A 15,424-nucleotide genomic window follows, 5' to 3' on the forward strand; every position below is an offset into this window, starting at 1 on the left:
CCTTGCTTCTGTAAGAGTTATTTGAAGACGACTGTGCGGTCCCCGTTCTGCAGTATCCGGTGTTCCACGAACCATTTCACCGCCCGCGCCAGCACCACGCATTCGACGTCGCGCCCGATGGCGGTGAGTTCCTCGACCGTCATCGCGTGGTCGACCCGCTCGACGTCCTGCTCGATGATCGGGCCTTCGTCCAGGTCGCCGGTGACGAAGTGGGCCGTCGCGCCGATCAGCTTGACGCCGCGCCGGTGCGCCTGGGCGTAGGGACGCGCGCCCTTGAAGCTCGGCAGGAAGGAATGGTGGATGTTGATCGCCCTGCCCTTCAAGGCTTCGCACAGCCCCGGCGACAGGATCTGCATGTAGCGCGCCAGCACCACCAGGTCGACCTTGTGCATGTCGAGCAGCTCGATGACGCGCGCTTCCTGCGCCAGCTTGGCTTCCTCGCTCGCTCCGGTCGCCAGCGGCAGGTGGTGAAACGGGATATTGTAACTTGCCGCGAGCTGGTAGAAGTCCATGTGGTTCGAGACGATCGCCGGAATCTCGACCGGCAGCAGCCCACTCTTGTAGCGGAACAGCAGGTCGTTCAGGCAGTGGCCGATCTTCGACACCATGATCAGCACGCGCGGCTTGGCATGGGCGTCGTGCAGCTGGCCGCGCATGCCGCCGGCTTCGCACAAGGCGGCGAAGGCGCCGCGCAGGTCGGCGTCGAGCACCGACGGGTCCTCGGCGGCGAAGTGCACGCGCATGAAGAACAGCTGCGACTCCGGGTCGCCGAACTGGGCCGAATCGATGATGTTGCAGCCGTGCTCGGCCAGGAAGCCGGCGACGCGCAGCACGATGCCGCGCTGGTCGTGGCAGGACAGGGTGAGGATGTATTCCGGGTGCGTCATGATGGGCAGAGCGTAATTGGGGGGGTGGATCATTGTCGCATGAGCTTGCGAAAACAGCCACGCGAGAAAACGCACGACCGTACCTTTTTCGGTATATAGTGTTCCGGGATGTTCAATCAATTAACCTGAACGGAGACAAACGATGACCCAAGCCACGAACGACCAATTCCTGCTCGCCGCCCGCCCCGTCGGCCTGCCGAAGGACAGCGACTGGCAGCGCGCCGCCCCACCCCTGGCCGAACTCGCGGATGGCGAAGTCCGCGTCAAGCTGCTCTACCTCTCGCTCGACCCGGCCATGCGCGGCTGGATGAACGAGGGTAAATCCTATGTGCGCCCGGTCGCCATCGGCGAAGTGATGCGCGCCGGCGGCATCGGCATCGTGGAGGAATCGAAGTCGCCGAAGTTCGCGGCCGGCGACACCGTGATGGGCGTGATGGGCGTGCAGCGTTACTGGACCGGCCCGGCCGACGACCGCGGCGCCATGCTGGCCAAGGTCGACCCGGCCATGGCCCCGCTGCCGACCTGGCTGAACGCGCTCGGCATGCCGGGCATGACCGCCTACTTCGGCCTGCTCGACGTCGGCCAGCCGAAACCGGGCGAAACCGTGGTGGTGTCGGGCGCGGCCGGCGCGGTCGGGATGACGGTCGGCCAGGTCGCGCGCAACATGGGCTGCCGCGTGGTCGGCATCGCCGGCGGCGCCGACAAGTGCCGCTTCGTGGTCGAGGAACTCGGCTTCGACGCCTGCATCGACTACAAGGCCGGTCCCGTGCACGCCGGCCTGAAGGAACACTGCCCGCAGGGCGTGGACGTCTACTTCGACAACGTCGGCGGCGAGATCCTCGACGCCGTCCTCACCCGCATCAACATGAAGGCGCGCATCGTCATCTGCGGGGCGATCTCGCAATACAACGCGACCGGCCAGGTCAAGGGCCCGGCCAACTACCTGTCGCTGCTGGTGAACCGCGCGCGCATGGAGGGCATGCTGGTCACCGACTATGCCGAGCGCTATCCGGAAGGCGTGGCGACGATTGCGCGCTGGATGAAGGAAGGGACCTTCAAGGCGAAGGAACACGTCGTCGAGGGCTTCGAGAACTTCCCGTCCGCCCTGCTCATGCTTTTCGAAGGCAAGAACCTGGGCAAGCTCGTGCTGAAAGTCGCCGACGCCTGAAGACCTTTCGGTCTTAACCTGCACGTCTCTTGATCCACTCAAAGGGCGCCTGCATTTTCCTTGAACTTGCGTGGTTTGCGGGCGTCTACTCCGACGCCCTTTCGATCCTTCTTGATGGTGTGACCTTACCCGCCGTCAGGAGGGCCATCTTCCACCGCTCACGTCGAGGAAACCCATGCAAGCCTTCCCGAACAGTAATCCGGCCCTGCGCGCCCAGCTCGAGGCGCAGGTCGACCTCTTCACCCAAATGTCGCGCCACACCACCGAGGCCCTCGGCCAGCTCGGCGACCTGAACCTGCGCATGCTGCGCCAGATGATGGACGACGGCATCCGCCTGGGCCGCGCGCTGGCCGCCTGCCAGGACCCCTTCCAGATGGGCGCGGTGGCGATGCGCGAGAGCCAGCCGACCGTCGAACACTGGCGCAGCTGGCAGACCGAACTGATGAAGGTGCTCAGCGCCGGCGGCGCGGCCCTGGCGCGCGACGCCAACAACGGCAGCTGGCAGGCCGCCCGCGGCGCCGGCGACTTCATGCAAAGCGCCGCCAGCGGCGCCGCTCCGGACGGCCAGGCCGTCCACGCGCCCGCCTAGCGCCACCTCAAGCGAACGGAGGCTCCCATGGCATCACCCGGCAAACGCCAGGACGGGCCGGCAGACGCGCTCGCGCTGCTGCGCCTTGAACACGACAAGGTCCGCCAGCTCTTCGGCGAATTCGAGCGCCTGCGCGGCCTCGACGACGAGGAAGAGCGCATGGCCGAACTGGTCGACGATATCTGCTACGAACTGACCCTGCATGCGGTCGTCGAGGAGGAACTCTTCTACCCGCTGCTGCGCACGGCAGGCGACGACGAGATGCTGGACGAAGCCGAGGTCGAGCACGCCGGCGTGCGCGAACTGGTCGCCCAGCTCGAGACGATGTACCCCGGCGACGAGCACTTCGAGGCCACCGTCGCCGTGCTGGCCGAAGAAGTGGAACACCACGTGGCGCGCGAGGAGAGCGAGATCTTCGAGGCCGCGCGCGCCTCGGGCATCGACCTGGTGGCGCTGGCGCGCCGGATCGAGGCCAGGCGGCGCGAACTCGACGAAGACCTCGACACGCCGGCAGGCACCATCGACGCGATGGAGCCGCACGAAGGCATGCGCCTGCCGCCGCGCGTGCCGGATTGACGCGCACGGCTTTCGCAATGCAGCAAGCTGAAGGAACTAACAATCCGGCTGTGTCTCTAACCGCACGAGCGCGGCAATGCGGCGCTCGATTCCATTCACGTGCAGGGCAACCAGGAGAGCGACATGGCGACGAGTAAGGAGAGCGGCAAGAGCGCGGGCAGCTCCGGCGGCAGCGCGCAGAAAAGCGGTAGCGGCAGCGGCAGCGGTCCTGCCAAGCGCGGTTTCGCGGCGATGGACCAGAACCAGCAGCGCGAAATCGCCAGCAAGGGCGGCCAGGCCGCCCACCAGAAAGGCACGGCGCACGAATTCGATTCCGAAGAAGCGCGCCGCGCCGGGCAGAAAGGCGGTGAGGCGGTAAGCCGCAACCGTGCACACATGGCCGACATCGGCCGCAAGGGCGGCGAAAGCCGGCAATCGGCCAACCGTGCGGCCAATGCCGCCAAGTCGGCGGGCAACCGCCAGGGGGGCAAGGAGCAGTAGGCGCAGGCCTTGCCGCTTGCGCTGCCAATCCGGCCTGGGCCATCAGCGGATGGGCCGGGCCTGATTGGCGAGCCGGCCAGGTGGACGGCGTCGGGGCGACAGGCGCCTCCCCGCTCCACCCACCTTCATTCCTTCACCTGCGCGGCGCCGGATGCCGCGCAAGCCCGCCACCAGGCCGCATTCAGGCCGTCGCCATCCGCTCGCATTCCTCGGCACAGCGCCGGCAGGCCGCTGCGCATCGCTGGCAGTGGTCCATCGGATGCTTCCCGCACTCCTCGGCGCAGGCGCGGCAGAGGTCCGCGCACAGGCGGCAGACCGCGGCAGCGTGCTCGCTGGCGCGCGCCATGACGCCGGCGGCCAGCCGGCATGCCTGGCTGCAGTCCATATCGAGCGCGATGCAGCGCGCCATCATCTTGACGTCGTCCTCCTGCAGGCAGGACGCGGCGCAGTTGTCGCAGGCCGTGGCGCAGGCGTTGCAGGCGTCGATGCAGCTTTGGAAGTTGTCGAGTGTCATTGCTGTCCTCCTCATCGTGGCTGTCGGGACCAACAGGATAGGACGCGCCCATGCCCGGCGGCGCACGGCTAAGCCGTGCTCCCCGCCATGGACAGGCCATTGCGCGGCCGGCGCCACCGGCAAGGGCCGTGCGCCTGTGGTACATTCCCGCCCCTATGCAAGAGCTCAAGTACCTGACCGCCTATCCCGAGCAGCTGCGCCGCCAGGCAGCGGACCTGCTGGCCGAGAACCGCCTCGGCGCCGTGCTGCGCACGCGCTACCCGCGTGCCCACGGCCTGCGCACCGACCGCGCGCTCTACGACTACGTGCAGGACCTGAAGGATGACTACCTGCGCAACGCCGAACCGATCTCGAAAGTCGCCTACGACAGCAAGATCCACGTGGTCCAGCACGCGCTCGGCCTGCACACGGCCATTTCGCGCGTCCAGGGCAGCAAGCTCAAGGCCAAGCACGAGATCCGCATCGCCAGCGTGTTCCGCGACGCCCCGCTCGAGTTTCTGCGCATGATCGCCGTGCACGAGCTGGCCCACCTCAAGGAAAAGCAGCACGACAAGGCCTTCTACAAGCTGTGCTGCTGGATGGAGCCGCAGTACCACCAGTTCGAGCTGGATTTGCGCCTGTACCTGACGCACATGGAGCATACCGGCGAGCGGCTCTGGGCCGCCGAGTCCTGAGCCGCCACGCCAGCGCCTCTCTCAGGCGTAGGCAGCACGCCGCTCCCATGCCGGGAGGTCGACGCCCTTGACCAGCAGGTAGAGGCAGAAAGCGCTCTCGGCGAGGAAGGGCGGCAGCAGGATGAAGGGGAACAGCAGGTCCTGCAGCGACGGCGACAGGATCATGCTGAAGCTGTTGACCAGATAGCAGGCGCCCGCGACCTGCATCGCCGTGCCGATCGCCCTGGGGAAGAAGCCCGACTGGCGCACCAGGTGGCCGACGATGATGCACTCGACCCCGAAGAAGATCAGCGCCAGCCCGAAGGCCTGGGCATGCGCGACCACCGACTGGTAGGCCATCAGGTGCAGCAACTGCGGGGCCACCGCTTTCAGGTAAGCGGCATCGGACAGCGGCGTCAGCACCGCATGCAGGTGCAGTGCGCTGACGCTCTCGACGGCCAGCGACGTCAGCGCAAAGAATACCGCCAGCAGGGCAAGCCTGCCGTTCACCGGACGCAGCAGCACGTACCAGATGAACGTCATCCCGAGGGCGCAGACCAGCAGCAGGTCCTGTCCCGCAACGCCCAGGCGCCACAGCGATTCGGCCGCGCGGATATTACGCGCGGTCGCGTCCGGATCGCGCGACACCACCAGCGTTCCCCTGACCAGCCCCTCTCCCAGCACGCCGATGACGATGACGACCAGGTAGAGCAGGCCGGCCAGGCGGGCGAAGGACTGGATCGGGAGCTTGCCGGGCAACGAATGTGGATGCGACATGGCGGTCCTTTCTGGGCGATGGCTTTGCGATGACAGGGTTCTCCCCCCGTCGAGTGTATGTCGACCATTGCACTTAATGCAACATACATATCCTCAATTAAACACAAAATACCCTACCCCCCTATGCTATGATGCGCGCACAGGAGGATGCATGGGCCATACCGCACGCGAAAAAACCAAGTTGCTGAACCGGGTCCGCCGGATCCGTGGCCAGCTCGAGGCCGTCGAGCGCGCCCTCGAGGCCGAACAGGACTGCGCCGAGATCCTGCACTTGCTGGCGGCCGCCCGCGGCGGCATGAACGGCCTGATGGCCGGCGTCATCGAGGACCACATCCGCGAGCACGTGGCCGCGCCTGCACTCGACGCCGACGAGCGCAGCAAGGGCGCCGACGAGCTGGTCGAGGTCGTGCGCAGCTACCTGAAGTAGGCGCCATGGCAGTCAAGTCCCCCTGCATCGAGCTGTGCAGCTTCGATGGCCGTACCGGCTTCTGCACCGGTTGCCTGCGCACCCGGCTCGAAGCGCGCGAATGGAAGAAGATGACCGACCACCGGCGCCACCAGATCATCAACGAACGCGCACGCCGCGAACGGAAACTGGCGGGCAAATAGACGCCTGAACCCGAGAAACGATATGAACACCACCCGACAGCACGACGACCTCTCCGCCTGGACCCACGAACACGTATTCGATGAAGGCAGCCATGCCGCCGAGCGCGGCACGCGCCTGGTGATGTGGATCACGGCGGTCATGATGGTCGTCGAGATCGCCGCCGGCTGGTGGTTCAATTCCATGGCCCTGCTGGCCGACGGCTGGCACATGAGCTCGCACGCACTCGCGATCGGCCTGAGCGCCTTCGCCTACGCGGCCGCGCGCAAGTACGCGAAGGATCCGCGCTTCGCCTTCGGCACCTGGAAGATCGAGATCCTGGCCGGTTACACCAGCGCCGTCTCCCTGCTGGGCATCGCCGCGCTGATGGCGGCCAGTTCGATCGAGCGCTTCTTCGCGCCCTCGCCCATCCACTACCGCGACGCGATCATCGTTGCCGTGCTCGGCCTGGTGGTGAACGTGGTCTGCGCGGTCATCCTGGGCGGCGCCCATCATCACGGCCACGACCACGGTCACGGTCACGGTCATCATCACGGTCACGGCCGCCATCACGACCATGACCACGGCCACCACCATCACGACCTGAACCTGAAGTCGGCCTACGTGCACGTGATCGCCGACGCCGCCACCTCGGTGCTGGCGATTGCCGCCCTGTTCGGCGGCTGGTTCTTCGGCTGGGCCTGGCTCGATCCGCTGATGGGCATCGTCGGCGCCGTGCTGGTGGCCGTGTGGGCCAAGAACCTCATCGTCGACACCGGCAAGGTCCTGCTCGACCGCGAAATGGATGCCCCAGTCGTCGCCGAGATCCGCGAAGTCGTGGAAGACGCCGCCGATGGCGACAATGGCAGCGACACCCGCATCGTCGACCTGCACGTCTGGCGCGTCGGCCGCCAGTCCTATGCCTGCGCGCTGGGCGTGGTCACGCGCGACCACACCCTGAGCGCGGACCGGATCCGCGAGCGGCTCGCGGTGCACGAGGAGATCGTGCATTCGACCATCGAGATCCACCGCCGCCGCTGAGCTTCCTCAGCGCCCGCGCCGCCTTCCCGCGCCGTACGCCCAGGTGTACAAGGCCGGCAGGATCAGGAGCGTCAGCGCCGTCGACGACAGGATGCCGCCGATGACCACGGTCGCCAGCGGCCTTTGCACCTCGGCTCCGGTACTGGTCGCCAGCGCCATCGGCAGGAAACCGAGCGAGGCCACCAGCGCCGTCATCAGCACCGCCCGCAGGCGCTCCTCGGCGCCTGCGCGCATGGCCTGTTCCGGCCCCTGCCCCTGCTCGCGCAGCGCGCGCACGAAAGACATCATCACCAGCCCGTTGAGCACGGCCACGCCCGAGAGCGCGATGAAGCCGACCGCCGCCGAGATCGACAGCGGCAGGCCGCGCAGCCACAGGGCCAGCACGCCGCCCGTCATCGCGAACGGGATGCCGCTGAAGACCAGCAGCCCGTCCTTGAGGCTGTTGAACATCAGGTAGAGCAGCGCGAACACCAGGGCCAGCGCCGCCGGGATCACCAGCGCCAGGCGCTTAGCTGCAGCCTGCAGATTCTCGAACTGCCCGCCCAGGCTCAGCCAGGTGCCCGGCGGCAGCTTCACCTCCGCCAGTTCGCCCTCGAGCTCGGCCACGAAGGAACCGAGGTCGCGCCCGCGCACGTTAGCCGTCACCACCACGCGCCGCTTGCCGTTCTCGCGGCTGATCTGGTTCGCTTCCGGCACGAAGGACAGGGTGGCGATCTCGGACAGCGGGATGCTGGCCGCGCGGCCGTCCCGCCCCGGCAGCGCAATCGGCAGCCGGCGCAGGCTGTCGACGTCCTTGCGCACGCCTTCCGGCAGGCGCACCGTGATGGCGAAGCGGCGGTCACCCTCGAACACCATGCCGACGTCGCGCCCGCCGACCAGGGTGCCGAAGGCTTCCTGGACGTCGGCCACGTTCAGGCCGTAGCGCGCGGCCTTGATCCGGTCCACGTTCAGGGTCAGGGCAGGCAGTCCTTCGGTCTGCTCGACCTTCACCTCGGCCGCTCCGGCCACCCTGGCGAGCACCCGCGCCACCTGCCGGGCGGCGTCCGTCATCGCCCCGGTGTCGTCACCGAAGACCTTGACCGCGACGTCGCTGCGCACGCCCGAGATCAGCTCGTTGAAGCGCAGCTGGATCGGCTGCGAGAACTCGTAGCTGTTGCCCGGGATGCGGTTCGCGGCTCCCGTGATCGCTTCCACCAGCTCGGCATGCGTCCTGCGCGGCGCCGGCCACTCCTTCCGGGGACGCAGCATGATGTAGCTGTCGGCCGCATTCGGCGGCATCGGGTCGGTCGCCACCTCCGACGTGCCGACGCGGGCAAACATGCGTTCGATCTCGGGGAACTGCTTCAGGAGCGCGGTTTCGAGCTGCTGCTGCATCGCCACCGACTGCGTCAGGCTGGTGCCCGGGACGCGCATGGTCAATACGGCCAGGTCGCCCTCGTCCAGGTTGGGGGCGAACTCGGTGCCCAGGCGGGTGGCGAGCAGGATTGATAACAGCACACTCAGCAGCGCGAAACTCAGCGCCACCGGGCGGTTGCGCAGCACCCAGTCGAGCAGGCGCTGGTAGACGCCGCGCGCCCTGTCCATGATGCGGTTCTCGTGCTCGGGCACGGCGCGGGTGACGAACAGCGCCACCGCCGCCGGGACGAAGGTGACCGACAGGATCATCGCCGCGCCCAGGGCCAGCACCACCGTGATGGCCATCGGATGGAACATGCGGCCCTCGATGCCCGACAGGGCGAAGATCGGCAGGTAGACCGTCATGATGATCAACTGGCCGAACAGCAACGGGCGGCGCGCCTCGGCGGCGGCCAGCGCTACCTGGGCGAAGCGCTCCTCGCGCGTGAGCGGCCGGCCGGCCGCGGCCTGGGCTTGGCCCAGGCGCCGGATGCAGTTCTCGACGATGACGACGGCGCCGTCGACGATGATGCCGAAGTCGAGCGCGCCCAGGCTCATCAGGTTGGCGCTGACCCCGGCCTCGACCATGCCGGTGAAGACCATCAGCATCGTCAGCGGAATCACCAGGGCCGTGATCAGGGCCGCGCGCAGGTTGCCCAGGAAAAGGAAGAGGATGGCCACGACCAGCAGCGCGCCTTCGACCAGGTTGGTGCGCACGGTGGCAATCGCCTTGTTGACCAGCACCGAGCGGTCGTAGACCGGCAGCGCCTGGACGCCGGTCGGCAGGGAACGGTTCACCTGCTCCAGCCTGCTGCGCGCGGCCTCGGCGACGGCCCGGCTGTTCTCGCCGATCAGCATGAAGACCGCACCCAGCACCACTTCGCGCCCGTTCTCGGTGGCCGCCCCGGTGCGCAGCTCGCGTCCGAGCGCGACCTCGGCCACGTCGCGCACCCGCACCGGCGCACCTTCGACCACGTCGAGCACGATGTTGCGGATCTCTTCCAGCGACTTCACCTGGCCGGGCGTGCGCACCACGAACTGCTCGCCGCCGCGCTCGATGTAGCCGGCGCCGGCGCTGGCGTTGTTGCGGTCGATCGCGGCGACCAGGGTCGCCAGCGACAGGCCGTGCGCCGCCAGCCGGTCCATGTCGGGCGCCACCAGGTATTCCTTCAGGTAGCCGCCGATGGTGTTCACCTCGGTGACGCCGGGAACGCCGCGCAGCTGGGGCGCGACGATCCAGTCCTGGATCTCGCGCAGGTCCATCGGCGTGTAGGGGCTGCCGTCGGATTTGCGGGCGCCCTCCCGGGCTTCGACGGTCCAGTAGAAGATCTCGCCCAGGCCGGTGGCGGTCGGTCCCATGGACGGCTCCAGCCCCCCGGGCAGGGCCGCCTTCGCGGCCTGCAGGCGCTCGTTCACGAGCTGGCGCGCGAACCAGATGTCGGTGCCGTCCCTGAACACCACGGTTACCTGCGACAGGCCGTACTTCGAGAGCGACCGGGTCTGCTCCAGGCCGGGCAGGCCGCTCATCGCGGTCTCGATCGGGAAGGTGATGCGCTGCTCGACCTCGAGCGGCGAATAGCCCGGCGCGGCCGTGTTGATCTGCACCTGGACGTTGGTGATGTCGGGCACGGCGTCGATCGGCAGGCGTCCGTAGCTGTAGACACCCAGGCCACCCAGGCAGAGGACGGCGAAGATCACCAGCGCGCGGCGGGCGATGACGAAGGCCATGAGTCTGTCGAACATGGCCGCTCCCTCAGTGGCCATGTTCGGCTTCGCCCTTGCCGAGCTCCGCCTTCAGCAGGAAGCCGCCGCTGGCCGCATACGCGGTCCCGGCGTCCAGGCCCTCGAGGATCTCGGTGCGCTTGCCGTCGGAACGCCCGGGCGTCACCTGCTGCGCCCGGAAGCCGCCTGCCGTGCGCACGAACACCACGCTGCGCTCGTGGACGAGCTGGATGGCCTCGCTGGCCACCGCCACCGGCACGTTCGCCTCCTGGCCCATGAGGTCGACCGTGGCCAGCATGCCGGGGCGCAGGCGCAGTCCAGGATTGGGCAGCGCCACCCTGGCCGTGGCCATGCGCGTGGCTTCGCCCAGCACCGGGCCGACAAAGGAGACCGTGCCCGCGAATTGCCCGGGCTGGGCCGCGACGACGACCTGGGCCGGCATGCCCGGCGCCACCTGGGCCAGGCTGTCGCCCGGCACCGCTGCCTCGATCCATACCTGGGACAGGTCGGCCAGCGTCAGCAGGGCCGCGGTCTCGCCGACCGACTGGCCGGCAACGGCCGGCTTGTCGATCACCACGCCGTCGAAAGGCGCGCGCAGCGTGACCAGGCTGGACACGTCCTCGCCCGGCTTCAGGCCGAACGCCGCGAGGCGCTGGCGCGCCGCGGCGGCGGCGATCTGCGCCTCCTGCAGGGCGGCCTGGGCGGCGTCCAGGTCCTGGCGCGCCGAGATTCTCTGCTCCCACAGGCTGCGCTCGCGCGCATGCGTGGTGCGGGCCAGCGCCAGCCGTGCGCGCGCGCTGGCCTCGTCGGCGCGCCAGCCGGCCACCGCCGGGCTCTGGAGCACGACCAGGGGCTGGCCCTTCTTCACGCTGCTGCCGACCGACACCGGCACCGATTGCACGATGGCCTGGGCGGGCGAAGCCAGGGCCACGCTGCGCTCGGCATTCACCCGGACCTGGGCCGGCAGGTGCAGGTGTTCCCGGATGCGCGCGGGCCCGGCCTGGTCGATGGCGATGCCGTTGCCGCGGACCTGGGCCTCGCTCATCGCGATACCGCCTTCCTCCTCGGTCCCGGCCTCGCCCGGATCCTGCTGCCCGGCATGACGGTCGTCGTGGCCGTGCGAATCCTGGTGGGCGGCGTGCTCTCCGTCCGGCGGTGGGGCCGGCTGGCGCCACAGCATCAGCGCGGCGAGGATGGCGGCGACCGCGCACATCAGCGCGATCGTGATGGTCTGTTTCCTGTTCATGGTTCTCTCAATCCTGTTGCGCGGCGGCGCCGCTGGTCATGCGCTCGATGTCGGCATGGGCCTGCCAGGCGCGCGCGAGCGCGTTCCACTGGCGTGCCTGGGCCTGGGCCAGGGTGCGCTGGGCCTCGAGCACGTCGAGGATGGCGAACTTGCCGTGCTCGAAACCCTTCAGGGTCAGCGCGTGGTTCGACCTGGCGTCCGGAATCACCTCGTCGCGCAGCAGCGTGGCCTCGGCCTTTGCCGCTTCGAATCGGGTGGCGGCGGCTTCCAGGTCCGCAGCCAGCGCTGCTCCGGCGGCGGCGAGCTCCTCGCGCGCCTTGTCGGCGCGCCGCAGCGCCGCCCCCAGCCTGCCGCTGTTGCGGTCGAACAGCGGCAGCGGCACCGACAGGCCGAGCACGGCCTGGCGCCGCCCCACCTCGTCGGCGCGCTGGCTGCCGACCGTCAGCGTGAGGTCGGGGACGCGCGCCGCGCGCTCGACCTCGGCCTGGGCGCTGTGCGCCGCCACGGCGCTGCGCGCACGGTGCAGCGGAGCCGCATCCGCCAGCCTTGCCCGCAACAGCGGCAGGGGCGCCAGGCTCGGGAGGGCCGTATCCTGCCCGGCGGCCAGCCTGAGCGATTCGCCCGGCCTGCCGACCAGGGCGCCGAGCCGCGTCCTGGCCAGCGCCAGTTCCGCCGCCGCCGTGTTCAGTTCGGCCCTGGCTTCGGACGCGGCCAGGCGCGCGCGGGTGGCGTCCACCGGCGAGACCTTGCCGGCCGCGACCTGGCGCGCGGCGACGTCGACGCTCCTGCCGGCCAGCTCGGCCAGGAGCGCAGCCAGCGCCTGTCTTTCCTGGGCCACCAGCACGCCGTGGAAGGCGGCGACGACCTCGGCGCGCAGTTCCTGGCGCAACACCTGCAGCTCGCTGCGCGCGAGCGCCGCCTCGCCCTGGGCCAGCGCGACCCTGGCCTGGCGCTTGCCGCCCAGTTCGATGGGCTGGTTGAGCTGGATGGTGGTGGTGCGGGTCCCCGCCTGTTCGCCTTCGCGCAGGTATTCCAGGGTCGGATTCGGATAACGGCCGGCCTGCTCGATGCCTGCAAGGCTGGCCGCCACTTCATGCTGCGCCGCGCGCAGGCGCGGCTGCCCGAGCGCGAGGCGGATCGCGGCGGGCAGGTCGATGGGCGGGGCGGCGTCCGTGGGCGTTGCCGGCGCGGCAGCGGTTGCAGCGCAGCCGAACCCCAATGCCGACGCGAGCGCCACGGCGCCCAGTCTGCGGGTAGTCGTGTTCATGCTTGCTCCTGATAAGAATGTCGATCAGGCGCGCAGGCGGACGCGGGCCGGCAAGGGCCCGCGGTTCATGATGCGGTCCTGCGCGCTACTCAGCGGCGGCAGGCCACTTGGGACGTTCGGGACGCGCTACCGGAGGCGGCGCCAGGAAGGGCAGCGCGGCGGCGGCCGCGCCGGACTGATGCGCCGCGCCAGGAAAGGCGGACACACCGGAAGGGAGGCCGATACTGTGGCCGAGGGTGCAGGCGGCGCAGTGCGGATCGGCCAGCATGGAAAAGCCGTCGTCGGCCACGAACACCGGCTCGGGCGCGGCGGCGCCCTGCCCGTCCGCGGCGACGTGATGGGTGAGGCCGGCCGGCGTCGTCACGCAGCAGCGGTCGGCCATGGCCAGGGCAACCTGGAATGGATAGACCAGCAGCAGAATGATGAGTACCAAGCGGCGCATCGGTTCGTGATCGGTATCGGCAAGGCGGCCGTCGAGTGAGGCCTGGAACCGCCATCATACTTGCTAATGCGCCAACTGGCGACTCCCTTCCTGCCGGCCGTCCGCCGCCCCGTCCGCCGCCTGAGTATGAACACTGGGCAGCGCGCAGGACACAGTGATGCGAGACCACTAACACTCGTTGCCAACGCACAACGATCACGGCCACCTTCAGTATTTCCGTGCGTAAATTTATCGACTTTCAATGACGTGTTCGCTAAAGTCCCCTTCGTGCGCGATGCACGTGACCGGTCCGCCAGCACCAGCCGCGGCGACCGCCCGCTTCCTTTCGCCGCCGGCGTGGCCGCGAAGGATCAAGACGATATAGAAACCATGTACCCGTTCCATTTCCCTGGCAAGGTAGTGCCCGGCGCCGCGCGCGCCGGCCTGCTGGCCCTTGCCCTTGCCCTGCCCCTGTCCGGCGCCGCCCAGGCCGCCAACGACACCACCCCCACCTGGAAGCTGTCCGGCTTCGGCACGCTCGGCGCCGCCCGGTCGAGCGAGCGCAATGCCGACTACAGCTCGTCGGCAATGAAGGCCAGCGGGACCGGCCGCTCGCACGAGTGGAGCCCGCAGGTCGACAGCAAGCTCGGCGCCCAGGTCGACCTGCGGGTCGGCCCGCGCTGGTCGGCCGTGCTGCAGGTGGTGAGCGAGCAGCACCTCGACTACAGCTACCGTCCGCGCGTGGAATGGGCCAACCTGAAGTACCAGGCCACGCCCGAGCTGGCGCTGCGTGTCGGCCGCATCGCCCTGCCGATGTTCGTCGCGGCCGACTACCGCAAGGTGGGCTATGCCTACCCCTGGGTGCGCACCCCGGTCGAGATCTACGGCGCGATTCCGCTGTCGAGCAGCGACGGCGCCGACCTCAGCTGGCGCTGGAACGGCGAAACCGTCCGCAGCACGACCCAGGCCTTCGCCGGCCGCACCGACATGGCACTCTACGGCGGCGCGCGCCTGCGCGGCAGCGGCATCGCCGGCCTGTCGCAGACCATCGAACGCGGCGACCTGAGCCTGCGCGCATCCATCCTCACCGCGCGCCTGACGATCACGCTGTTCCCGCAGCTGTTCGACGGCCTGCGCGCCTTCGGCGACCAGGGCCGGGCGATCGCCGACGGACTGGCCATGGAGCGCAAGCGCGCCACCGCCGCCAGCATCGGCCTGAACTACGACCCGGGGCAATGGTTCTTCCTGGGTGAAGCCAGCCACTACCGTGTCGATGCCTACCTCGGCGCCGCCAACTCGGCATACGCCAGCGCCGGTTGCCGCCGCGGCGCGTTCACGCCCTATCTCGCCTATGCCCGCACCTGGGGCAGGAAGCCCGACGGCCCACATGTGCTGCAACTCGATGGCCTGCCGCCGCCCTACGCCCAGGCCGGCGCCTTCCTGAATGCCAGTGTGGACACCATGTTGCGTGCGATCCCTTCGCAGTCGACCCTCAGCGCCGGCCTGCGCTGGGACCTGGCCGCGAACCTCGCCCTCAAGCTGCAGTACGACCGCGTGACCCCGCGCGCCGGCTCGCGCGGCACGATGATGAACCTCGGGCCGGGCTTCCGTTCCGGCCGGACGGCGCACGTGAGCAGTGCGGCCCTCGACTTCGTGTTCTGAGGCAGACATGCGCAATCCAACTTCCAGGCTGCTCGCCGCCGCCGCGCTGCTGCTTGCCTGCGCCGCCGGCCAGGCCGCCGAGCTGGTGGTGATCGTGTCGGCGCGCAGCACCGTCGACACGCTGCGCCCCGACCAGGTGGCGGCGATCTTCCTCGGCCAGAGCGCGCGCTTCCCGAGCGGGGCGCTGGCGACTGCCGTCGACCAGCCGCTCGGTTCCGATGAGCGCAACGCCTTCTACCAGCGCGTCGCCGGCAAGACCCCGGCCCTGCTCAAGGCGTACTGGTCGAAGATGGTCTTCACCGGCCGCGGCCAGCCGCCGCGCGAGCTGCCGGGCAGCGCCGCGGTGCGCCGCGCCGTTGCCGAGGATACCGGCCTGATCGGCTACATCGAGCGCGATGCGCTCGACTCCAGCGTGCGCCGGGTCCTGCTGGTACCTTGAG

The 15,424-nt window shown here is 69.2% G+C and carries 17 protein-coding genes; 10 read left to right on the forward strand and 7 right to left on the reverse strand.

Going from position 1 to position 15,424, the window contains the following annotated elements; translation table 11 throughout:
- Positions 1 to 17 precede the first annotated feature (17 nt).
- Positions 18 to 887, reverse strand: coding sequence for a formyltetrahydrofolate deformylase (gene purU, locus ACSUZJ_RS17230; RefSeq protein WP_499410151.1), 870 nt, complete (start codon positions 885 to 887; stop codon positions 18 to 20).
- A gap of 142 nt (positions 888 to 1,029) precedes the next feature.
- Between purU and ACSUZJ_RS17235 the strand changes: the two genes are divergently transcribed.
- The 4 genes from ACSUZJ_RS17235 (at position 1,030) to ACSUZJ_RS17250 (ending at position 3,700) form a co-directional block, all read left to right on the forward strand.
- Positions 1,030 to 2,055, forward strand: a complete 1,026-nt coding sequence (locus ACSUZJ_RS17235) for an NADP-dependent oxidoreductase (RefSeq protein WP_499410153.1) — start codon at positions 1,030 to 1,032, stop codon at positions 2,053 to 2,055.
- 175 nt (positions 2,056 to 2,230) lie between these two features.
- The gene (locus ACSUZJ_RS17240) at positions 2,231 to 2,644 is read left to right on the forward strand and encodes a phasin family protein (RefSeq protein ID WP_499410155.1); all 414 of its coding nucleotides are present in this window, start codon (positions 2,231 to 2,233) and stop codon (positions 2,642 to 2,644) included.
- 27 nt (positions 2,645 to 2,671) lie between these two features.
- Positions 2,672 to 3,220, forward strand: a complete 549-nt coding sequence (locus ACSUZJ_RS17245; RefSeq protein WP_499410157.1) for a hemerythrin domain-containing protein — start codon at positions 2,672 to 2,674, stop codon at positions 3,218 to 3,220.
- A 123-nt stretch (positions 3,221 to 3,343) separates the two neighbouring features.
- Positions 3,344 to 3,700, forward strand: coding sequence for a KGG domain-containing protein (locus tag ACSUZJ_RS17250; RefSeq protein ID WP_499410159.1), 357 nt, complete (start codon positions 3,344 to 3,346; stop codon positions 3,698 to 3,700).
- A 181-nt stretch (positions 3,701 to 3,881) separates the two neighbouring features.
- On the opposite strand, the gene ACSUZJ_RS17255 is transcribed toward ACSUZJ_RS17250, so the two are convergent.
- Positions 3,882 to 4,214 (reverse strand): four-helix bundle copper-binding protein, encoded by a 333-nt coding sequence (locus ACSUZJ_RS17255; RefSeq protein ID WP_499410161.1) that lies wholly within the window; start codon positions 4,212 to 4,214, stop codon positions 3,882 to 3,884.
- A 155-nt stretch (positions 4,215 to 4,369) separates the two neighbouring features.
- Between ACSUZJ_RS17255 and ACSUZJ_RS17260 the strand changes: the two genes are divergently transcribed.
- Positions 4,370 to 4,888 (forward strand): YgjP-like metallopeptidase domain-containing protein, encoded by a 519-nt coding sequence (locus ACSUZJ_RS17260; RefSeq protein ID WP_499410163.1) that lies wholly within the window; start codon positions 4,370 to 4,372, stop codon positions 4,886 to 4,888.
- A 21-nt stretch (positions 4,889 to 4,909) separates the two neighbouring features.
- Here ACSUZJ_RS17260 and ACSUZJ_RS17265 read toward each other — a convergent pair whose 3' ends face one another.
- Positions 4,910 to 5,644, reverse strand: a complete 735-nt coding sequence (locus ACSUZJ_RS17265) for a DUF4386 domain-containing protein (protein ID WP_499410165.1) — start codon at positions 5,642 to 5,644, stop codon at positions 4,910 to 4,912.
- Between the two features lie 151 nt (positions 5,645 to 5,795).
- Between ACSUZJ_RS17265 and ACSUZJ_RS17270 the strand changes: the two genes are divergently transcribed.
- From ACSUZJ_RS17270 to dmeF, 3 genes are read left to right on the forward strand one after another with little or no spacing between them, the layout of a single operon-like run.
- Entirely contained in the window at positions 5,796 to 6,071 is a 276-nt protein-coding gene (locus ACSUZJ_RS17270; RefSeq protein WP_499410167.1) for a metal/formaldehyde-sensitive transcriptional repressor, read from the forward strand.
- Between the two features lie 5 nt (positions 6,072 to 6,076).
- A complete protein-coding gene (locus tag ACSUZJ_RS17275; protein ID WP_499410169.1) occupies positions 6,077 to 6,253 on the forward strand; it encodes a DUF1289 domain-containing protein in 177 nt (58 codons plus the stop codon).
- Between the two features lie 22 nt (positions 6,254 to 6,275).
- The gene (gene dmeF, locus ACSUZJ_RS17280) at positions 6,276 to 7,271 is read left to right on the forward strand and encodes a CDF family Co(II)/Ni(II) efflux transporter DmeF (RefSeq protein ID WP_499410171.1); all 996 of its coding nucleotides are present in this window, start codon (positions 6,276 to 6,278) and stop codon (positions 7,269 to 7,271) included.
- Between the two features lie 6 nt (positions 7,272 to 7,277).
- On the opposite strand, the gene ACSUZJ_RS17285 is transcribed toward dmeF, so the two are convergent.
- The 4 genes from ACSUZJ_RS17285 to ACSUZJ_RS17300 form a co-directional block, all read right to left on the reverse strand.
- On the reverse strand, positions 7,278 to 10,409 hold the full coding sequence (locus ACSUZJ_RS17285; protein WP_499410173.1) for an efflux RND transporter permease subunit: 3,132 nt from the start codon (positions 10,407 to 10,409) through the stop codon (positions 7,278 to 7,280).
- A gap of 10 nt (positions 10,410 to 10,419) precedes the next feature.
- Complete coding sequence (locus tag ACSUZJ_RS17290) at positions 10,420 to 11,634, reverse strand: efflux RND transporter periplasmic adaptor subunit (RefSeq protein WP_499410175.1); 1,215 nt, start codon at positions 11,632 to 11,634, stop codon at positions 10,420 to 10,422.
- 7 nt (positions 11,635 to 11,641) lie between these two features.
- Complete coding sequence (locus ACSUZJ_RS17295) at positions 11,642 to 12,901, reverse strand: TolC family protein (RefSeq protein ID WP_499410177.1); 1,260 nt, start codon at positions 12,899 to 12,901, stop codon at positions 11,642 to 11,644.
- Positions 12,902 to 12,986: 85 nt separating this feature from the next.
- Positions 12,987 to 13,334, reverse strand: a complete 348-nt coding sequence (locus tag ACSUZJ_RS17300; protein ID WP_499410179.1) for a hypothetical protein — start codon at positions 13,332 to 13,334, stop codon at positions 12,987 to 12,989.
- Between the two features lie 255 nt (positions 13,335 to 13,589).
- Here ACSUZJ_RS17300 and ACSUZJ_RS17305 point away from each other — a divergent pair, with 255 nt between their 5' ends.
- Entirely contained in the window at positions 13,590 to 14,984 is a 1,395-nt protein-coding gene (locus tag ACSUZJ_RS17305; protein ID WP_499410181.1) for a hypothetical protein, read from the forward strand.
- A 7-nt stretch (positions 14,985 to 14,991) separates the two neighbouring features.
- The gene (locus ACSUZJ_RS17310; RefSeq protein WP_499410183.1) at positions 14,992 to 15,423 is read left to right on the forward strand and encodes a phosphate ABC transporter substrate-binding protein; all 432 of its coding nucleotides are present in this window, start codon (positions 14,992 to 14,994) and stop codon (positions 15,421 to 15,423) included.
- Position 15,424: the final 1 nt, after the last annotated feature.

This window comes from Telluria sp. B2, assembly GCF_051789535.1.
Taxonomy (GTDB): Bacteria; Pseudomonadota; Gammaproteobacteria; order Burkholderiales; family Burkholderiaceae_D; genus Telluria.